At 74.8% G+C, this 15,061-nt stretch carries 15 protein-coding genes; 6 read left to right on the plus strand and 9 right to left on the minus strand.

Going from position 1 to position 15,061, the window contains the following annotated elements:
• Positions 1-109: 109 nt before the first annotated feature.
• The 5 genes from ACIO92_RS03375 to ACIO92_RS03395 form a co-directional block, all read right to left on the minus strand.
• Complete coding sequence (locus ACIO92_RS03375; protein WP_402281010.1) at positions 110-646, minus strand: hypothetical protein; 537 nt, start codon at positions 644-646, stop codon at positions 110-112.
• A 264-nt stretch (positions 647-910) separates the two neighbouring features.
• Positions 911-1,873, minus strand: coding sequence for a beta-ketoacyl-ACP synthase III (locus ACIO92_RS03380; protein ID WP_366442837.1), 963 nt, complete (start codon positions 1,871-1,873; stop codon positions 911-913).
• 165 nt (positions 1,874-2,038) lie between these two features.
• Positions 2,039-2,422 carry a (2Fe-2S) ferredoxin domain-containing protein gene (locus ACIO92_RS03385; protein ID WP_366442836.1) on the minus strand — a complete coding sequence of 128 codons (384 nt, stop codon included), beginning with the start codon at positions 2,420-2,422 and terminating at the stop codon, positions 2,039-2,041.
• Positions 2,419-2,946 (minus strand): isochorismatase family protein, encoded by a 528-nt coding sequence (locus ACIO92_RS03390; protein WP_366442835.1) that lies wholly within the window; start codon positions 2,944-2,946, stop codon positions 2,419-2,421. The genes ACIO92_RS03385 and ACIO92_RS03390 overlap by 4 nt, the downstream gene beginning before the upstream one ends.
• A gap of 473 nt (positions 2,947-3,419) precedes the next feature.
• On the minus strand, positions 3,420-4,559 hold the full coding sequence (locus tag ACIO92_RS03395; RefSeq protein WP_366442834.1) for a bile acid:sodium symporter family protein: 1,140 nt from the start codon (positions 4,557-4,559) through the stop codon (positions 3,420-3,422).
• 364 nt (positions 4,560-4,923) lie between these two features.
• Here ACIO92_RS03395 and ACIO92_RS03400 point away from each other — a divergent pair, with 364 nt between their 5' ends.
• From ACIO92_RS03400 to ACIO92_RS03415, 4 genes are all read left to right on the plus strand, one after another.
• Entirely contained in the window at positions 4,924-5,820 is an 897-nt protein-coding gene (locus ACIO92_RS03400) for a LysR substrate-binding domain-containing protein (RefSeq protein ID WP_366442833.1), read from the plus strand.
• Between the two features lie 598 nt (positions 5,821-6,418).
• Positions 6,419-8,242: a long-chain fatty acid--CoA ligase gene (locus tag ACIO92_RS03405; RefSeq protein ID WP_366442832.1), complete on the plus strand. Its 1,824-nt coding sequence runs from the start codon at positions 6,419-6,421 to the stop codon at positions 8,240-8,242.
• A gap of 189 nt (positions 8,243-8,431) precedes the next feature.
• Positions 8,432-9,226: an aldo/keto reductase gene (locus tag ACIO92_RS03410; protein WP_402281211.1), complete on the plus strand. Its 795-nt coding sequence runs from the start codon at positions 8,432-8,434 to the stop codon at positions 9,224-9,226.
• A gap of 247 nt (positions 9,227-9,473) precedes the next feature.
• Positions 9,474-9,938 (plus strand): RICIN domain-containing protein, encoded by a 465-nt coding sequence (locus ACIO92_RS03415; protein ID WP_366442831.1) that lies wholly within the window; start codon positions 9,474-9,476, stop codon positions 9,936-9,938.
• A 24-nt stretch (positions 9,939-9,962) separates the two neighbouring features.
• Here ACIO92_RS03415 and ACIO92_RS03420 read toward each other — a convergent pair whose 3' ends face one another.
• Both ACIO92_RS03420 and ACIO92_RS03425 read right to left on the minus strand, forming a co-directional pair.
• Positions 9,963-10,889, minus strand: coding sequence for a class I SAM-dependent methyltransferase (locus ACIO92_RS03420; RefSeq protein ID WP_402281006.1), 927 nt, complete (start codon positions 10,887-10,889; stop codon positions 9,963-9,965).
• A 79-nt stretch (positions 10,890-10,968) separates the two neighbouring features.
• Positions 10,969-11,901: an AraC family transcriptional regulator gene (locus tag ACIO92_RS03425; RefSeq protein ID WP_366442829.1), complete on the minus strand. Its 933-nt coding sequence runs from the start codon at positions 11,899-11,901 to the stop codon at positions 10,969-10,971.
• A gap of 99 nt (positions 11,902-12,000) precedes the next feature.
• Here ACIO92_RS03425 and ACIO92_RS03430 point away from each other — a divergent pair, with 99 nt between their 5' ends.
• On the plus strand, positions 12,001-12,885 hold the full coding sequence (locus tag ACIO92_RS03430; RefSeq protein WP_402281004.1) for an NmrA family transcriptional regulator: 885 nt from the start codon (positions 12,001-12,003) through the stop codon (positions 12,883-12,885).
• Positions 12,886-13,369: 484 nt separating this feature from the next.
• On the opposite strand, the gene ACIO92_RS03435 is transcribed toward ACIO92_RS03430, so the two are convergent.
• Positions 13,370-13,675, minus strand: coding sequence for a 4a-hydroxytetrahydrobiopterin dehydratase (locus ACIO92_RS03435; RefSeq protein ID WP_366442827.1), 306 nt, complete (start codon positions 13,673-13,675; stop codon positions 13,370-13,372).
• A gap of 91 nt (positions 13,676-13,766) precedes the next feature.
• Here ACIO92_RS03435 and ACIO92_RS03440 point away from each other — a divergent pair, with 91 nt between their 5' ends.
• Positions 13,767-14,639: a helix-turn-helix transcriptional regulator gene (locus ACIO92_RS03440; protein ID WP_366442826.1), complete on the plus strand. Its 873-nt coding sequence runs from the start codon at positions 13,767-13,769 to the stop codon at positions 14,637-14,639.
• On the opposite strand, the gene ACIO92_RS03445 is transcribed toward ACIO92_RS03440, so the two are convergent.
• Positions 14,636-15,058: a hypothetical protein gene (locus ACIO92_RS03445; RefSeq protein ID WP_401237421.1), complete on the minus strand. Its 423-nt coding sequence runs from the start codon at positions 15,056-15,058 to the stop codon at positions 14,636-14,638. The genes ACIO92_RS03440 and ACIO92_RS03445 overlap by 4 nt on opposite strands.
• Positions 15,059-15,061 lie beyond the last annotated feature (3 nt).

Here is a 15,061-nt window from a genome sequence, read left to right on the forward strand (position 1 = left end):
TACGTCCTCCTGGTGCCTTGTCGTCGGTGTGTCCGTGTGTGGCGCCCCTCCGTCCCGGACCTCGTCGCACCGGGACGGAGGGGCCGTGTGCGGCCCTCGGGTCCCGCTCTCAGGCGCGACGGCGGGTGAGGGTGATCGCGGCGCCGAGCGCACCGGCGATGAGCAGGACGCCGATGACGACCTCGGCGGTGCCCAGGCCCTCCGGGGCGGTGGCGGTGGCGGTGCCGTAACCGGCCTTCACGCCCTTGTGGGCCCCCGGCGGCATCCCGTTGTCGTGCTCGGGCCGGTACCCGCCGGTGTCGCCGTGCGCGACGGTGACCTTGGTGGTGCCGCGCTCGCCCTTGCAGTCGAAGGTGATCTCGTACTCGGCGCCCGCCGCCGCGGCGGCGTCGACGGTCGCGGTGCCCGTACGGCCCTCGGTGAGGGTGACGGTCTCGAAGATGCCGGACGTGACGGTCACCGAAGGGACCTCGCAGCCCTCGGACGTGAGGGTGACGGTGCCGCCCGGGGCGACCGTCGCGGGGGTCGCCGAGAAGCCGAACGACGTGATGCCGCGGTCGCCCTCGTCCGCCAGGGCGGTCGGCGCCGTCACGGCCACCACGGCGGCGCCCAGCAGGGCGGCGGAAGCGGCACGTATCGCGCGCATGGCGGTCCTCCAGATCACGGGAGGGCCTGGCCCGGAGAGCGATTCCCCGGCCGGAACGACGACCCTCACCGCGACCGAAGCTAGGTCCGCCACCGGCCGCCCGCCACCGGGCGCCGCCGAACGGAGCAGGCGCTCGGGCGGCGGGACGGAGCGGAACGGAGGCGGGAGGAGACGCGCGGAGAAGACGCGCCGGAGGCCGTACGGCGGGCTGCCCCGTCGTACGGCCTCCGTACGGTCCGTGTGCGGCCCCGCGCCGCCGGGTCGTCAGGGAATCCGGACGACCTGGCCCGCGTACGAGAGGTTTCCGCCGAAGCCGAAGAGGAGGACCGGCGCCCCGGAGGGGAGTTCGCCGCGCTCGACGAGCTTGGACAGGGCCAGCGGGATCGAGGCGGCCGAGGTGTTGCCGGAGTCGACGACGTCCCGGGCGACGATCGCGTTCACCGCGCCGATCTTCGCCGCGAGCGGCTCGATGATCCGCAGGTTGGCCTGGTGCAGGACCACCCCCGCGAGGTCCTCCGGTGCGACACCGGACCGCTCGCAGGCCCGCCGGGCCAGCGCCGGGAGCTGCTGGGTGGCCCAGCGGTAGACGCTCTGCCCCTCCTGGGCGAAGCGCGGCGGGCTGCCCTCGATCCGGACGGCGTGGCCCATCTCCGGGACGGAGCCCCACAGGACGGGGCCGATGCCCGGGACGGCACCGGCCGGGTCGTCGGTGTCCTCGGTCGCCTCGACGATCGCGGCGCCCGCGCCGTCGCCGACGAGGACGCAGGTGGTGCGGTCCGTCCAGTCGGTCACGTCGGTCATCTTGTCGGCGCCGATCACCAGCACGCGCCGGGCGCCACCGGCCCGCACGGCGTGGTCGGCGGTGGCCAGGGCGTGGGTGAACCCGGCGCAGACCACGTTCAGGTCCATGGTCGCGGGCGAGGTCATGCCCAGACGGGCGGCGACCCGGGCCGCCGTGTTCGGCGAGCGGTCGATCGCCGTGGACGTGGCCACGAGGACCAGGTCGATGTCGTCCGGGGTGAGTCCGGCCGTGGCCAGGGCCTTGCCCGCCGCGTGCGCGGCGAGTTCGTCGACGGGTTCGTCGGGACCGGCCATGTGCCGGGTGCGGATGCCGACCCGGCTCGTGATCCACGCGTCGTCGGTGTCGACCAACTCCGCGAGGTCGTGGTTGGTGAGCACCTTGGCGGGCTGGTAGTGCCCGAGCGCGGCAATGCGAGTGCCCGTCATACCCGGGACCCCCTAGGTGTTTCGATCGTCCGGCAGGATTCTCCAGTCTTGCCAGAGACTCATGGGTAACGGGTGACGTAAACCACCAAGATTCCCCCGTAACGCTTGGCCGACCGTGACAAGGGCCCCGGTGGGGCCCGGTCGCCCGGACGGTCGCTGACGAGGTCAGTTCTTCGGCGGGTCGATCATCTGGAGGGCGAGGGTCTCCGGGGGCGGCACGAGTCCGGGGCCGCCCGCCGCCGTCCAGGTGAGGATGTCGTCGAGGGTGTCGTCGTCCAGCGCGAAGGCGATCCAGGCGGCCCGTCCACCGCGCCGCCTGCCCTCGGTGGAGGGCTGCACGACGACGATGTTGGCCTGGGCGCAGGGGCCGAGACAGTCGCTCGTACGGACCACCAGACGGCCGCCGGAGGCAGCGGCGGCCTCCCGCAGACGGGCCAGTTGTCCCGTGTGGTCGGTGCCGGGGTTCTTGCGGGCGTCGCCGCAGCAGCAGCCGCGGCAGACGACGAGGGAGCAGGGGCGGGCCCCGTACCGTATCGGGACCGGGGTCACCGGGGGCCGTCCAGGCTGATCGCGGAGACGGCGGCGACCGTGCCGAGGCGGGGGAAGTCGAGGTCCACGGACGCCCGGTGCTCGTCGGCGGTGAGCGCGGACATGGCGTCCTCGGCGAAGACCAGGCCGTAGCCGAGGTCGGCGGCGGCGCGGGCGGTGGACTCGACGCCCAGGTTGGTGGCGACGCCGCCGAGGACGAGGGTGGTGGCCCCGAGCCCGGTGAGCAGTTCGTGGAGTCCGGTGGCGTGGAAGCCGCCGAGGGTGCGCTTGACGACGACGGGCTCGCCGTCGTGGACGAGACCGGGGACCAGCTCGCTGCCGGGCGGCTGGGCGGCGGCGTCCGCGTTCGGGCGCTCGACCCGGATGTGGACGACGGGGGCGCCCGCCGCGCGGAAGGTGTCGGCGAGCCGGGTGGCGGCGGCGAGGACGTCGGTGCCGGGGCGGGGGGCCAGCGGCAGCGCGACGATGCGCTCCATCAGGTCGACCAGGACGAGCGCGGTACGGGCGGGATCGAGTGCGGGCATGGGAGCACCGTAGCGGCCGTGTTGATCATTCCGGGGCGGTCGTGGGTGTGATCCGGCCTACGGGGGAGAGCGGGTCGCGTCGGGGCGGGTGGGGCTCGGGCGCTCGGGCGGGGGTTCTCGGGGCGTCCTGCCGGAGGGAGGGGCCGGGGGCGTCCGGGGACGTTTCGCGCTGTCCCGCGCGGGGCCGGGCCCCTGGGCCGTTCGACGCGGGCGGCTCCGGGGCCGTCTCGCGCGAGGTTCCCCGACGTCTCGCGGGGATGCCCCGTCGGAAGGCCGGATTCCTCTGGGGCGGTCCGTCCGGGACCGCTGCCCCCGGGACCCGGTGCGCGGGAAGGCTCCTCGGGGCTCGTACGCGAGGGGGGCGGGGCGCCCGGAGCCCGTGCGGGGACTCCGGAGCGCCCGTGCCGTGCTCCCGGGGACGTCCACCGTCGGCGGGCGCGGGCGCGGACATCCCGTCGTCCCCGCGCCCGCGCTCACCGTGCCGGGGCCCCCGTCGCGGGCGCGTCCGTGTCCGTCGGGGCGTCCGCGCTCGCGGCTGCGGCGCCGACGACGACGGCGTCGGCTCCGGTGTCCGGGGCGTCGGTGTCCGGGGAGCCCGTTCCCGTCTCCTCCGGGTCTCCGGAGCGGCGGCGGGCGATGACCGCGCAGACCATCAGCTGCATCTGGTGGAAGAGCATCAGCGGGAGCACCGCGAGCGACGCCTGCGCGCCGAAGAGGACGCTGGCCATCGGCAGCCCGGCCGCCAGGCTCTTCTTCGAGCCCGCGAACTGGATCGCGATCCGGTCGGCCCGGCCGAAGCCGAGGCGGCCGGACCCGTACCAGGTCACCGTCAGCATCACCGCGAGCAGGACGGCCTCGGCGACGAGCAGCAGACCGAGCCGCGCCGGGGTCACCAGGTGCCAGATCCCGGCGACCATGCCCTGGCTGAACGCGGTGTAGACGACGAGCAGTATCGACCCCCGGTCCACCAGTCCCAGGACCTTCTTGTTGCGGACGAGGAAGCCGCCGACCCAGCGGCGCAGGACCTGGCCCGCCAGGAAGGGGACGAGGAGCTGGAGCACGATCCTCAGCAGCCCGTCGGCGGAGAGGCCGCCCGTGGCGCCGCCGAGGAGCGCCGCCGCGAGCAGCGGGGTCAGGACGATGCCCGCGAGGGAGGAGAAGGAGCCCGCGCAGATCGCGGCGGGCACGTTGCCCCGGGCGATCGACGTGAAGGCGATGGAGGACTGGATGGTGGAGGGCACCAGGCAGAGGAAGAGGAAGCCCCCGTAGAGCTGGGGCGTGAGGACGCCGGGGACGAGGCCCCGGGCGGCGAGGCCGAGCAGCGGGAAGAGGACGAAGGTGGCGCCGAGGACGGTGAGGTGGAGCCGCCAGTGCCGCAGTCCGTCGAGGGCCTCGCGGGTGGAGAGCCGGGCGCCGTACAGGAAGAACAGGAGGGCCACCGCACCGGTCGCGGTGCCCCCGACGACATCGGCGGCGGTGCCCGAGGCGGGCAGGAGAGCGGCGAGGCCGACCGTGCCGAGCAGGGCGAGGACGTATCCGTCGACGGGCAGCCAGGACGGCAGCCGGAGCGAGGGGACACGGCGGGAGGTCGGGCCGGGCGTGCGGTCGGTCATGGGCTCCACTGCTCTTGGGCTGCGCGGTCGTGAGTCGTGCTGCGGCGGGACCGGTGTCCCTGTTCCACGGGGGCGGTGCGGCGGTTCCACGGGGGCGGTGCGGTGCCGGTGGTCCTGCGGGGCGGACACCCGCCCTCGCGCTGCGGCACCGGGCCCGGGGTGGTGCGTGCTCCCGGCCCCGGCAGGTCCTCAGGCGGCCCTCGTCCCACGGGACGCGCTGTGCCCCCGACGCGGAGGACCCGTGCGCCGTGCCCCCGGGGACCCGCGCGTGCCCCCTGTCTGCCGGGGACGAGGGCACGCCTCCCCATCCTGCTCCATCCGGCGGTGATCGGGAATCCCGCACAGCGCTCTGACTGTCATCGCGATGCGCGATGAGCGCGGTACGGTCGTCCCCGTGTACGAGCCCACTCAGCTGCGCACCTTCCTCGCCGTGGCCCAGACGCTGAGCTTCACCCGGGCCGCGGGCCGTCTCGGGCTGCGCCAGTCGACCGTCAGCCAGCACGTGCGGCGCCTTGAGGCGGCGACCGGGCGGCCCTTGTTCGTCCGTGACACGCACCGGGTGGCGCTGACCGAGGACGGTGAGGCGATGCTCGGCTTCGCGCGGACGATCCTCCAGGCGCACGAGCGGGCGGCGGCGTTCTTCGGCGGGACCCGGCTGCGCGGGCGGCTGCGGTTCGGGGCCTCGGAGGACTTCGTGACGACCCGGCTGCCGGAGATCCTGGAGTCGTTCCGGCGCGAGCACCCCGAGGTCGACCTGGAGTTGACGGTCGAGCTGTCCGGGACGCTCCAGGCGCGGCTCGCGGCGGGCCGGCTCGATCTCATCCTGGCGAAGCGGCACGGCACGGAGAGCGGCGGGCGGCTGGTGTGGGAGGACGCGCTGATCTGGATCGGGGCGCCGGGGCTGCGGCTCGATCCGGACCGCCCGGTGCCGCTGATCCTGTATCCGCCGCCGGGGATCACCCGGGCGCGGGCTCTGGAGGCGCTGGAGGCGGGGGGCCGGGCGTGGCGGATCGCGTGTACGAGTTCCAGCCTGAGCGCGAACGTGGCGGCGGCCCGCGCGGGGCTCGGCGTGATGGTGCACACGCGGGGCATGGTGCCGCCGGGTCTGGTCCCGGTCCCGGCCCGCGCGGGGCTGCCGGACCTCGGCGAGGTGGGGTTCGTGCTGCGCGGTGGCGGCCGGGGCGGGACGGCACGGGAGGCGGCGGACGCCCTGGCGGAAGCGATCCTGGCGGGCGGCGACCGACTGCACCGGTCGGGGTGAGCGGGCGGGGTGAGCGGGGGCCCGGTGGGGCCGGGCGGGGAGGGGCAGCCGGGCGGGGAGGGACAGGGCTTGGGCTGAGGCTGGGTCCGGAGCGCAGGCCGGTGGCGACGGGTGGAGAGTCGGCCGGGTCGCGTCCCCGTGCGTCATGAGGGATGCCGCATCCCGTGAGGTGGCGGCGACAGATCCCGTGGGGCGGGTGTGACGCCGAAGCCCGGCGGCCACCCGAAGGGGACGACGCCGACGTACCGAACCGTGCGCGGCGCCGGGTCGGCCGGGTCCGTGACCGCCGCGCGGGCCGTGGGCCGCGCCGCTCCTCCGGAGGGGCGATCATCGGCCTGCGGCGGGTTGCGTGCGCGGTCGGTACAGATTCCGTGGAGATTCCCGGCCGGGGCCCGTACCGTCCGGTACGCGAAGGCTCCTCCGTCCCCGCGACTTCCCTCCCCCACCCATTCTGACCTGTACGAACACGGAATGTCCCGGCTTGGTGAAGGCCCTCCCACCGGGCGGTCGGGTGGGGTACGGTCGCCCCGCCGTACGGAGCGCGTCAACAGGCCGTTTCCAGCCACCGAGCCAGCCATGGAGCCGTCGAGGAGGAGCAGTGCGCGAGTTCACCGTGCCGCCCGTCGAGGCGGCGCCTCGGGCGGGTGGTCTGGCGGACCCCGTGTTCGCGCGGGGCGAGGACGAACCCGGCCGGGTCGTGCTGGGCCGCAAGGGCCCGGACGGTGCCTGGTACGACGTGACGGCGGCGCGGTTCCGGGACGAGGTCCTGGGGCTGGCGAAGGGGCTGATCGCGGAGGGCGTGCGGTTCGGCGACCGGGTCGCGGTGATGGCCCGTACCCGCTACGAGTGGACGCTGTTCGACTTCGCGCTGTGGACCGTGGGCGCGCAGCCCGTACCGGTGTACCCGACGTCCTCCGCCGAGCAGGTCCTCTGGACGCTGTACGACTCCGGGGCCACGGCGTGTGTGGTGGAGCACGAGGACCACGCGATGACCGTCGGTTCGGTGATCGACCGGCTGCCCCTGCTCCGGCGGCTGTGGCAGCTGGACGCGGACGCGGTGGGCGAGCTGACGGCGGCGGGCGCGGACATCGACGAGGACGTGGTGCACCGGCACCGGCGTGCGGTGACCCCGGAGACGGTGGCGACGGTCGTCTACACCTCGGGGACGACCGGCCGTCCGAAGGGCTGTGTCCTCACCCACGCCAACCTCATGTTCGAGACGGACATGCTGGTGGGCCGGTGGGAGCCGGTGTTCCGGTCCCGGCCGGGCGAGCCCGCGTCGACGCTGCTGTTCCTGCCGCTCGCGCACGTCTTCGGGCGGATGGTGGAGGTGGCGGCGGTCCGCGGCGGGGTGAAGCTGGGGCACCAGCCGGTGATGACGGCGGACGAACTGCTGCCGGACCTGGCGGCGTTCCGGCCGAGTTTCGTGCTCGCCGTGCCGTACGTCTTCGAGAGGGTCTTCCAGGCGGCGCGGCGCAAGGCGGAGCGGGAGGGCAGGCTGGGCCCGTTCGACAAGGCCGTCGAGGTGGCGGTCGGCTACGCGGAGGCGCTGGAGCAGCGGGCTTTCGGGACCGGCCCCGGCCCTTCGGCGGCGTTGCGGGTACAGCACCAGTTCTTCGAGAAGACGGTGTACGGGAAGGTCCGCGCGGCGCTCGGCGGGCGGCTCCGGCACGCCATGTCCGGCGGTTCCGCGATGGACCGGGGGCAGGGGCTCTTCTTCGCGGGGGCGGGGATCACGGTGTACGAGGGGTACGGGCTGACCGAGTCGTCGGCCGCCGCCACCGCGAACCCGCCGGGGCGCGTCAGGTACGGCACGGTCGGGCAGCCGGTGCCGGGGACGACGGTGCACATCGCGGAGGACGGTGAGGTGTGGGTGCACGGCGGGCAGGTCTTCTCCGGCTACCTGAACGCCCCGGAGGAGACGGCCGCCGTCCTCAGCGACGGCTGGCTGGCCACCGGCGATCTGGGCTCCCTCGACGAGGAGGGATACCTGACGCTCACCGGGCGGAAGAAGGAGATCCTGGTGACGTCCAGCGGCAAGAGCGTCGCCCCGGCGGGCCTGGAGGAGCGGGTGCGGGCCCATCCGCTGATCGCCCAGTGCATCGTGGTCGGCGACGACCGGCCGTACGTCGCCGCCCTGGTGACGCTCGACCGGGAGGCGGTGGAGCACTGGCTGGCGATGCGGGGACGGGCCCCCCTCGGACCGGCCGAGCTGGTCCGCGACCCGTCCCTGGAGAGCGAGATCCGGCGGGGGGTGGTGGCCGCGAACACGCTGGTCTCGCAGGCGGAGTCGATCCGCACCTTCCGTATCCTCGCGCATCCGTTCAGCGAGGAGCACGGGCTGCTCACCCCGTCCCTGAAGCTGAAGCGGAAGGCGATCGAGCGGGCGTACGCGGCCGAGGTCGAGGCGCTGTACGGATGAGCGCCCGCCCGGCGGAGGCGGTTTCCGGCGGGACCGGAATGCGGGGCGGCCCGTGATCGTTGTCGTGGGGAGTACCCGTACCCGCCGTGGTGGACGTACGCCCGCCACGGCCAGCGACAACGTAAGGACCCCTCCCACGTGAGCACGGACAGCAAGGTTCCCCCGGTCACCCTGAACAACGGCGTCCGGATGCCGCAGCTGGGCTTCGGTGTCTGGCAGGTGCCGGACGACGAGGCCGAGACGGCCGTCGCGACCGCCCTGGAGGCCGGTTACCGTTCGATCGACACCGCCGCCGTCTACGGGAACGAGGAGGGCACCGGCCGGGCCGTCGCCGCTTCCGGGATCGCCCGCGAGGACCTGTTCGTCACCACGAAGGTGTGGAACAGCGACCAGGGCTACGACGCGACCCTGAAGGCCTTCGACGCCTCCCTGGACAAGCTCGGGCTCGACCACGTCGACCTGTACCTGATCCACTGGCCGACGCCCGCGAAGGACGCGTACGTCGACACGTACCGCGCGTTCGAGAAGATCCACGCGGACGGGCGCGCCAGGGCGATCGGCGTCTCGAACTTCCTCCCCGAGCACCTGGAGCGGCTGATCGGGGAGACGTCGGTGGTGCCCGCCGTCAACCAGATCGAGCTGCACCCGCAGCTTCCGCAGGCCGGGTCGCGCGAGGCGCACGCCCGGTACGGCATCGCGACCGAGGCGTGGTCGCCGCTCGGCTCGGGCAAGGGCCTCCTGGAGGTTCCGGCGATCGTCGCGATCGGCCGCAAGCACGGCCGCTCCCCGGCCCAGGTGGTGCTGCGCTGGCACCTCCAGCTGGGGAACGTGGTGATCCCGAAGTCGGTCACTCCGGCGCGCATCCGGGAGAACATCGACGTCTTCGGCTTCGAGCTGGACGCCGAGGACCTGGCCGCGATCTCCGCGCTCGACGAGTCCCGTCGGCTGGGCCCGGACCCGGCCGAGTTCAACGTCGGCGCCTGAAGGAGTCGCGCCCCGCGGCGCCGTGCCGTCTCCGTGGTGCGGCGCCTGCGGCGCGTCCGGGGCCGGTAGGCGTACGCGTCGAGCGACGATCGCCGCCGCCCACTGACTGCGCCGGTCGGGCCGCGCCGGGCGGGGCCGTTGTCGTACCCGGCGCTTAAGGTCGGTGACGGGGCGTGAGGTCCTGGCCGACGGCCGGAGCGCGGCGGCCCGTCGGACGTACGGAACGGAAACAGGAGGAGTCGGAGCGGTGAGCGGTGCGCCGGGGCCCGTGGCGGAGGGTCTCTACCGGGTGCGGAACGTGGGCAGTGGTCTGCTCCTGGAGGTGTTCGAGGGCTCGACGCGCAGCGGAGCCAGGGTGCGGCAGGCCGCCGACGACGGGACGGCCGGGCAGCAGTGGCACATCTCGCCGGTGCCGGGCGGTGGCGGTCCGCACCATCTGGTCAACGCGGCGGGCGGCAAGCGGCTCGACGTGGCGAACGCGTCCACGGAGAACGGCGCCCGCGTCCAGCAGTGGCGGGCGAACAACTTCGGTGCCCAGGAGTGGATCATCGAGCAGGACCTCCAGTCGCCCGGCACGGTGGCCCTGGTGAGTTTCGTCAGCGGGCTGTTCCTGGAGGTCGCGGACGGTTCCACGGAACCGGGCGCCGATGTGCGCCAGTGGGAGGACACCGATTCCCCGTTCCAGTGGTGGCGGCTGGAGCCGGTGTCCTGACCCAGGGGCCGCAGGGCCGGTCGGTCAGCCCTTGCGGGCGGTGTGGACCGTACGGGCCGTCAGATGGAAGAGGTCCGTGCGCCGGTGGAGGGAGAGCGCGTCGGCGGGGTCGAGGAGCCGGTCCAGGGTCGCCCGGTCGTCGGCGTCGAGATGGGCGCCGATCCCTTCCCTGAGCCGCTCGTGGTGCATCACGGCCATGTCCCGTACGACCGGGGCGACCGGCGCCGGGACGTCGGTGAGGAACGTGCGGGTGCCCGAGGGGGTGAGTCCGGCGCCGGCGAGCAGGGCGCGCCAGTCGTCCGGCTCGTCCTTGCTGTCGGGGAGTCCGGCGCGCATCTCGCCGAACCAGTCGGCGTGGACGGCGTCGAGACGCGCTTCGAGACCGGGGCGGCCGATGCCGATGTGCCGGGGCAGGTGGCGGGTGGGCAGACCGCCCTCGACGAGGACCATCAGACCGCCCGGTTCGAGCAGCCCGGCGAACTCGGCGAGCGCGGCCCGCTGGTCGCCGAGGTGGTGCAGGGAGTTGCCCGCCCAGATCAGGTCGGCCCGCCCGAGACCGGCGATGCCCTCGGGGAGTTCGGCGTGCAGGGTGGAGACCCGGCCGCCCAGGCCGCGCGCCCCGGCGTGCCGCAGGGCGCGGGCGAGGAGTTCCGGGGATCCGTCGACGGCGACCGTCTCGGCCAGCGGGAAGGCCTCCGCGAGCAGGGCGGTGATGACGCCGGGGCCGCTGCCGACGTCGAGGACGCGGCGGACGCCGGGCACCGGGGCGAGGGTGCCCAGCCAGGCGGCGGCCTCGGCGTAGGCGGGGCCCGCGATCTCGGCCTGGCGCTCCAGGACGGGCGCCAGTTCGTTCCAGTCCAGGTGGGTGCTGTCGTGGGGACCGTGCCCGTGACCGTGCCGGTGTCCCCGGCCGGGCTGGTGGTCGTGGTGGGACGCGCTCTGCTGACTCATGGGACCAGAGTGTGCCGGACCGGCCGTATCCGCGAGAAATGTTGCCGCTACGGCAAATCGTTCCCGGGGTTCCGGGAGGTCACGGCCCGGTGCGGTGCTCCTGCGGGCTGATCCCCCGGACCCGTTTGAAGGCGGCGCTGAGGGCGAAGGCGCCGCTGTACCCGACCTGCCGGGCCACGGACTCGACGGTGGCGTCGGTCTCGCGCAGCAGATCGGCGGCGAGCGCGAGCCGCCAGCCGGTGAGGTACGCCATCGGGGGCTCGCCGACGAGCGCCGTGAAGCGGCGGGCGAGCGCCGCCCGGGACACGCCCGCCTTCGCGGCGAGCGAGGCCACGGTCCACGGGTGGGCCGGGTCGTCCTGGAGCAGCCGCAGCGCCCGGCCGACCACCGGGTCGCCCATCGCCCGGTACCAGGCGGGCGCCTCGGCGCCGGGCCGGGAGAACCAGGCCCTGACCCCGGCGATGAGCAGCAGGTCGAGGACCCGGTCGAGGACGACGCTCTGGCCGGGTTCGTCGCGGGCGATCTCCTCGTCGAGGAAGGGCATCAGGGGGCACCGCCACCCTTCGGCGGGCAGGTGCGCGAGGTCCGGCAGGGCGTCGAGGAGACGACGGCCGACCTCGCCGTCCATCCGGTAGGTGCCGACGAGGACGGTGGTCCGCCCGTCGGGGGCGTTGCCCCAGGTCCGGACGCCGAGCCGCATGGACTCGGCGAGCGGCTCCCCGGTGAGGGTGGTGCAGGACCCGTCGGGGCCGATGAGGGCGCGGGGCGGCGCGTCCGGGACGTCGGCGACGGTGTACGGCTCCGGTCCCCGGACGACGGCGAGGTCGCCGGGCCGCAGCAGGACCGGGTCGCCGGTGCGGGGGACGATCCACGCCTCGCCTTCGGTGACGCACATCAGACAGATCGGCGCGCCGTCCTCGACGCGCACGGACCACGGCGGCTCCATGACCATGCGGAGCAGGAAGGCGCCCCTGGCACGGGGTCCGTCGAGGAGTCCGGCGAGTGCGTCCATGGGTCGCAAGGGTAGGCGGGCGGGCCGGTGAGACGCAGACGCAGGGGGGCGAGACGGCGGAGCATGGGCGGCGCGGGCCGTGGGCGGAAGTCTTGAGCCATGACGAAGCAGACGGACGACACGCAGAACACACAGAACACACAGAACGTTCAGGGCGCTCACGACGCGCGGACCGTGCTCGTGACGAGCGCCACCGGCAAGACGGGGCGGCGGGTCGCCGAGCGGCTCGCGGCACGCGGGCTCACCGTCCGGGCCGGGGCCCGGCGCGGCCCCACCCCGTTCGACTGGGAGGACCCGGAGACCTGGGCGGCGGCGCTGCGGGGCGCGGACTCGGCGTACGTGGCCTACTACCCGGATCTGGCCGCGCCGGGCGCGGTGGAGGCCATGGAGACCTTCGGGCGGCTGGCCGTGGAGGGCGGGGTCCGGCGGATCACCCTGCTGTCGGGGCGCGGGGAGCCGGAGGCGGCGGTGGCCGAGGAGGCCCTGCGGAACGCGGCGGAGGGGGTGGAACTGGCCGTCGTACGGGCCGCGTTCTTCGCGCAGAACTTCTCCGAGGGACTGCTCGCGGAGGGCGTGGCGGCGGGCACGCTCGTCTTTCCCGCGGGGGACACGCGCGAGCCGTTCATCGACGCGGACGACCTCGCGGACGTCGTCGTGGAGACCTTGACGGACGACGCCCACGCGGGGCGGGCACATGACCTGACGGGGCCCCGGGCGGTGGACTTCGCCGAGGTGGCGGCGGAGATCTCCCGCGCCTCGGGCCGTCCGGTGGTCTACGAGCCGGTGTCCGGGGAGGCGTACGCGGAGTTGCTGACGGGCTTCGGGATTCCCGCGCCGGAGGCGGAGTGGGTGGCCGCCCTGTTCGCGTCGCTGCTCGACGGCCACAACTCCTCCGTGACGGACGGGGTGGAGCGGGTCCTCGGCCGCGAGCCGCGCTCGTTCACGCGGTACGCGGACGGGGTGTGGGGCGGGAGCGGCACCTGAGCGGCGCCGCGGAGGGGAGCGGTGGGGCCGGGACCCGGCAGGCGGTCGGGGCCGCCGGGGCGGGGAACGTCGGGTCCGGGCGCGGTGGACGTCCCGACGTCCGAAGCGGGTGGCTCGGCCGGGGCCGGTCGGCCGCCGGAGACGCGCGGTGCTCCCCCACGGGTCGGCGGGTCACGTCCGGGGGTGACGGCCGGAGCACGCCGTCCGGTGGCGGCGGCCGAAGCCACGGCGTGGGCGGTGTCGGCCCCGTACCCGCGCGGTCCGGTCGTGGTGGGTCCTCCGGCGACATCCCGGTGCGGCGGGCCGGGTGGTCGGTCAGGGTGCGGGCGCCGGGCGGGACAGGCCGGGGAACGGCTCCGGCGGCCGGGGCGGCCCGGGGCTCCCCGCCCCGGGCCCGGTCGCCGTGCGCGGCCCCGGCCTCGTGGCCGGGCTCGGTCTTCCCCATGTGCGGCCCGGCCCGGCGTGGCCGGGGCGGGCCACCGGGTCAGTGGGCGCCGTGGCCGGGGGCGATCCCTTCGACGCGTTCGGCGAGGGCGAAGTCCTTCTCGGTGACGGAGCCGCCCGCGGAGTGGGTGCGCACGGAGAGGAGGACGGTGTCGTAGCCGAGGGTCAGGTCGGAGTGGTGGTCCAGTTCCTGCTGGATCTGGGCCACATGGACGACCAGCGCGGTGGCCGCGAAGTGGTCCGCGAGACGGTAGGAGCGGGTGAGGCGGCCGTCTCCTGCGGACCAGCCGGGGAGCTCCCGCAGACGGTCCTCGATCTCCTTCTGCGACAGCGGCTGTGTGGGCACGGCGGTGCTCCCTCCGGTCGGGCGGTACGGGTGACGGACAGGGGTCCCCGGGGGAACGTACCCGGGCGTGCCTCTGGGATACCGTCTGGCCATGACGACGGTCGTGAGCGACACGGTGGCGGGAGTGGGACCGCTCCTGCGGGGGTGGCGGGAGCGGCGGCGGCTGAGCCAGCTGGAGCTGGCGCTGCGCGCGGACTCCTCGGCGCGGCACATCTCGTTCGTGGAGACGGGCAGGTCGCGGCCGAGCGAGGAGATGGTGCTGCGGCTCGCCGAGCACCTGGAGGTGCCGGTGCGGGACCGGAACGCGCTGCTGCTCGCCGCCGGTTACGCGCCCCGGTACACGCAGTCGCCGCTCGACGCCCCGCGTCTGGAGACGCTCCGGGAGGGCATCGGGCGGCTGCTGCGGGGGTACGAGCCGTATCCGGCGCTGGTGGTGGACGGTTCGTACACGGTGGTGGCGGCCAACCGGGGCATCGGGATGCTGCTCGACGGGCTGCCGGAGCACCTCCTCGCCCCGCCGCTGAACGCGATGCGGATCACCCTGCACCCGGAGGGGCTGGCGCCCCGGGTCAGGAACCTGCCGGAGTGGCGGGGGCATCTGCTGGCCCAGATGGAGCGTCAGATCGGGCTGGCGCGTTCGGAGTCGCTGCGGGCGCTGTACGCGGAGGTGGCGGCGTATCCCGTGCCCTCGGGTGCGGACGGCGGCGGTGCGGGTGACGGGGGCGCGGCGGACGGGGGCGCGTACCCGTACTTCGCGCTGCCGTTGCGCATCGAGCACGACGGGCGGGTGCTGTCGTTCGTGTCGTCGATCTCGACGTTCAACACCCCGCTGGACGTGACGGTCGCCGAGCTGGCCATCGAGACGTTCCTTCCGGCCGACCCGGCGACGGTCGCGTATCTGCGGTCGCTGCCTCCGTTCGACGACACCGACGACACCGACGGGCCCCGGGAGGGGACGGCCTAGCGTCCGGCGGCGACGGCTCGCAGGGCGGTCCACTGGAGTGCGGCGAATCCGGCGACGGTGAGCGCCTGTACGGGGGTCCAGAGGAGACCGGCCGTGGTCGGCTCCAGCCAGGTGAGGAGGGCGACGACGCTCAGGACGGCCCAGAGGGCGTTGGCGTCGACGACCAGCTTCACGGCGGTCGCCGGGGGCTGCGGGCGGGTGGCGAGCAGGGCGACCCCGGCGGCGAACGCGGTGAGGAAGAGGCCGAGTCCGAGGAGGAGCCCCGCGTCGACCCCGAGGAGTTCGCCGAGGGGGCCGGAGGCGACGGCGTAGGCGATGCCGTTGGCTCCGGTGACGACGGCGTCGAGGGCGAGGACGCGGCGCACCGCGGTCTGGGGGCGGTCGGTGCGGGCGAGACCGGCGAGCAGGGCCTGGGACATGGC

It is taken from the genome of Streptomyces sp. NPDC087215 (genome assembly GCF_044744885.1).
Lineage (GTDB): Bacteria > Actinomycetota > Actinomycetes > Streptomycetales > Streptomycetaceae > Streptomyces.

Excerpts from the sequence above, each read along its gene's own strand:
- ACIO92_RS03380 (WP_366442837.1), bottom strand. The coding sequence starts at position 1,873 with ATGACGGGCACTCGCATTGCCGCGCTCGGGCACTACCAGCCCGCCAAG.
- ACIO92_RS03395 (WP_366442834.1), bottom strand. The coding sequence starts at position 4,559 with ATGACCGACCGCACGCCCGGCCCGACCTCCCGCCGTGTCCCCTCGCTC.
- ACIO92_RS03445 (WP_401237421.1), bottom strand. The coding sequence starts at position 15,058 with ATGTCCCAGGCCCTGCTCGCCGGTCTCGCCCGCACCGACCGCCCCCAG.
- ACIO92_RS03375 (WP_402281010.1), bottom strand. The coding sequence starts at position 646 with ATGCGCGCGATACGTGCCGCTTCCGCCGCCCTGCTGGGCGCCGCCGTG.
- ACIO92_RS03420 (WP_402281006.1), bottom strand. The coding sequence starts at position 10,889 with ATGAGTCAGCAGAGCGCGTCCCACCACGACCACCAGCCCGGCCGGGGA.
- ACIO92_RS03440 (WP_366442826.1), top strand. The coding sequence starts at position 13,767 with ATGACGACGGTCGTGAGCGACACGGTGGCGGGAGTGGGACCGCTCCTG.
- ACIO92_RS03390 (WP_366442835.1), bottom strand. The coding sequence starts at position 2,946 with ATGCCCGCACTCGATCCCGCCCGTACCGCGCTCGTCCTGGTCGACCTG.
- ACIO92_RS03430 (WP_402281004.1), top strand. The coding sequence starts at position 12,001 with ATGACGAAGCAGACGGACGACACGCAGAACACACAGAACACACAGAAC.
- ACIO92_RS03410 (WP_402281211.1), top strand. The coding sequence starts at position 8,432 with ATGCCGCAGCTGGGCTTCGGTGTCTGGCAGGTGCCGGACGACGAGGCC.
- ACIO92_RS03425 (WP_366442829.1), bottom strand. The coding sequence starts at position 11,901 with ATGGACGCACTCGCCGGACTCCTCGACGGACCCCGTGCCAGGGGCGCC.
- ACIO92_RS03400 (WP_366442833.1), top strand. The coding sequence starts at position 4,924 with ATGCGCGATGAGCGCGGTACGGTCGTCCCCGTGTACGAGCCCACTCAG.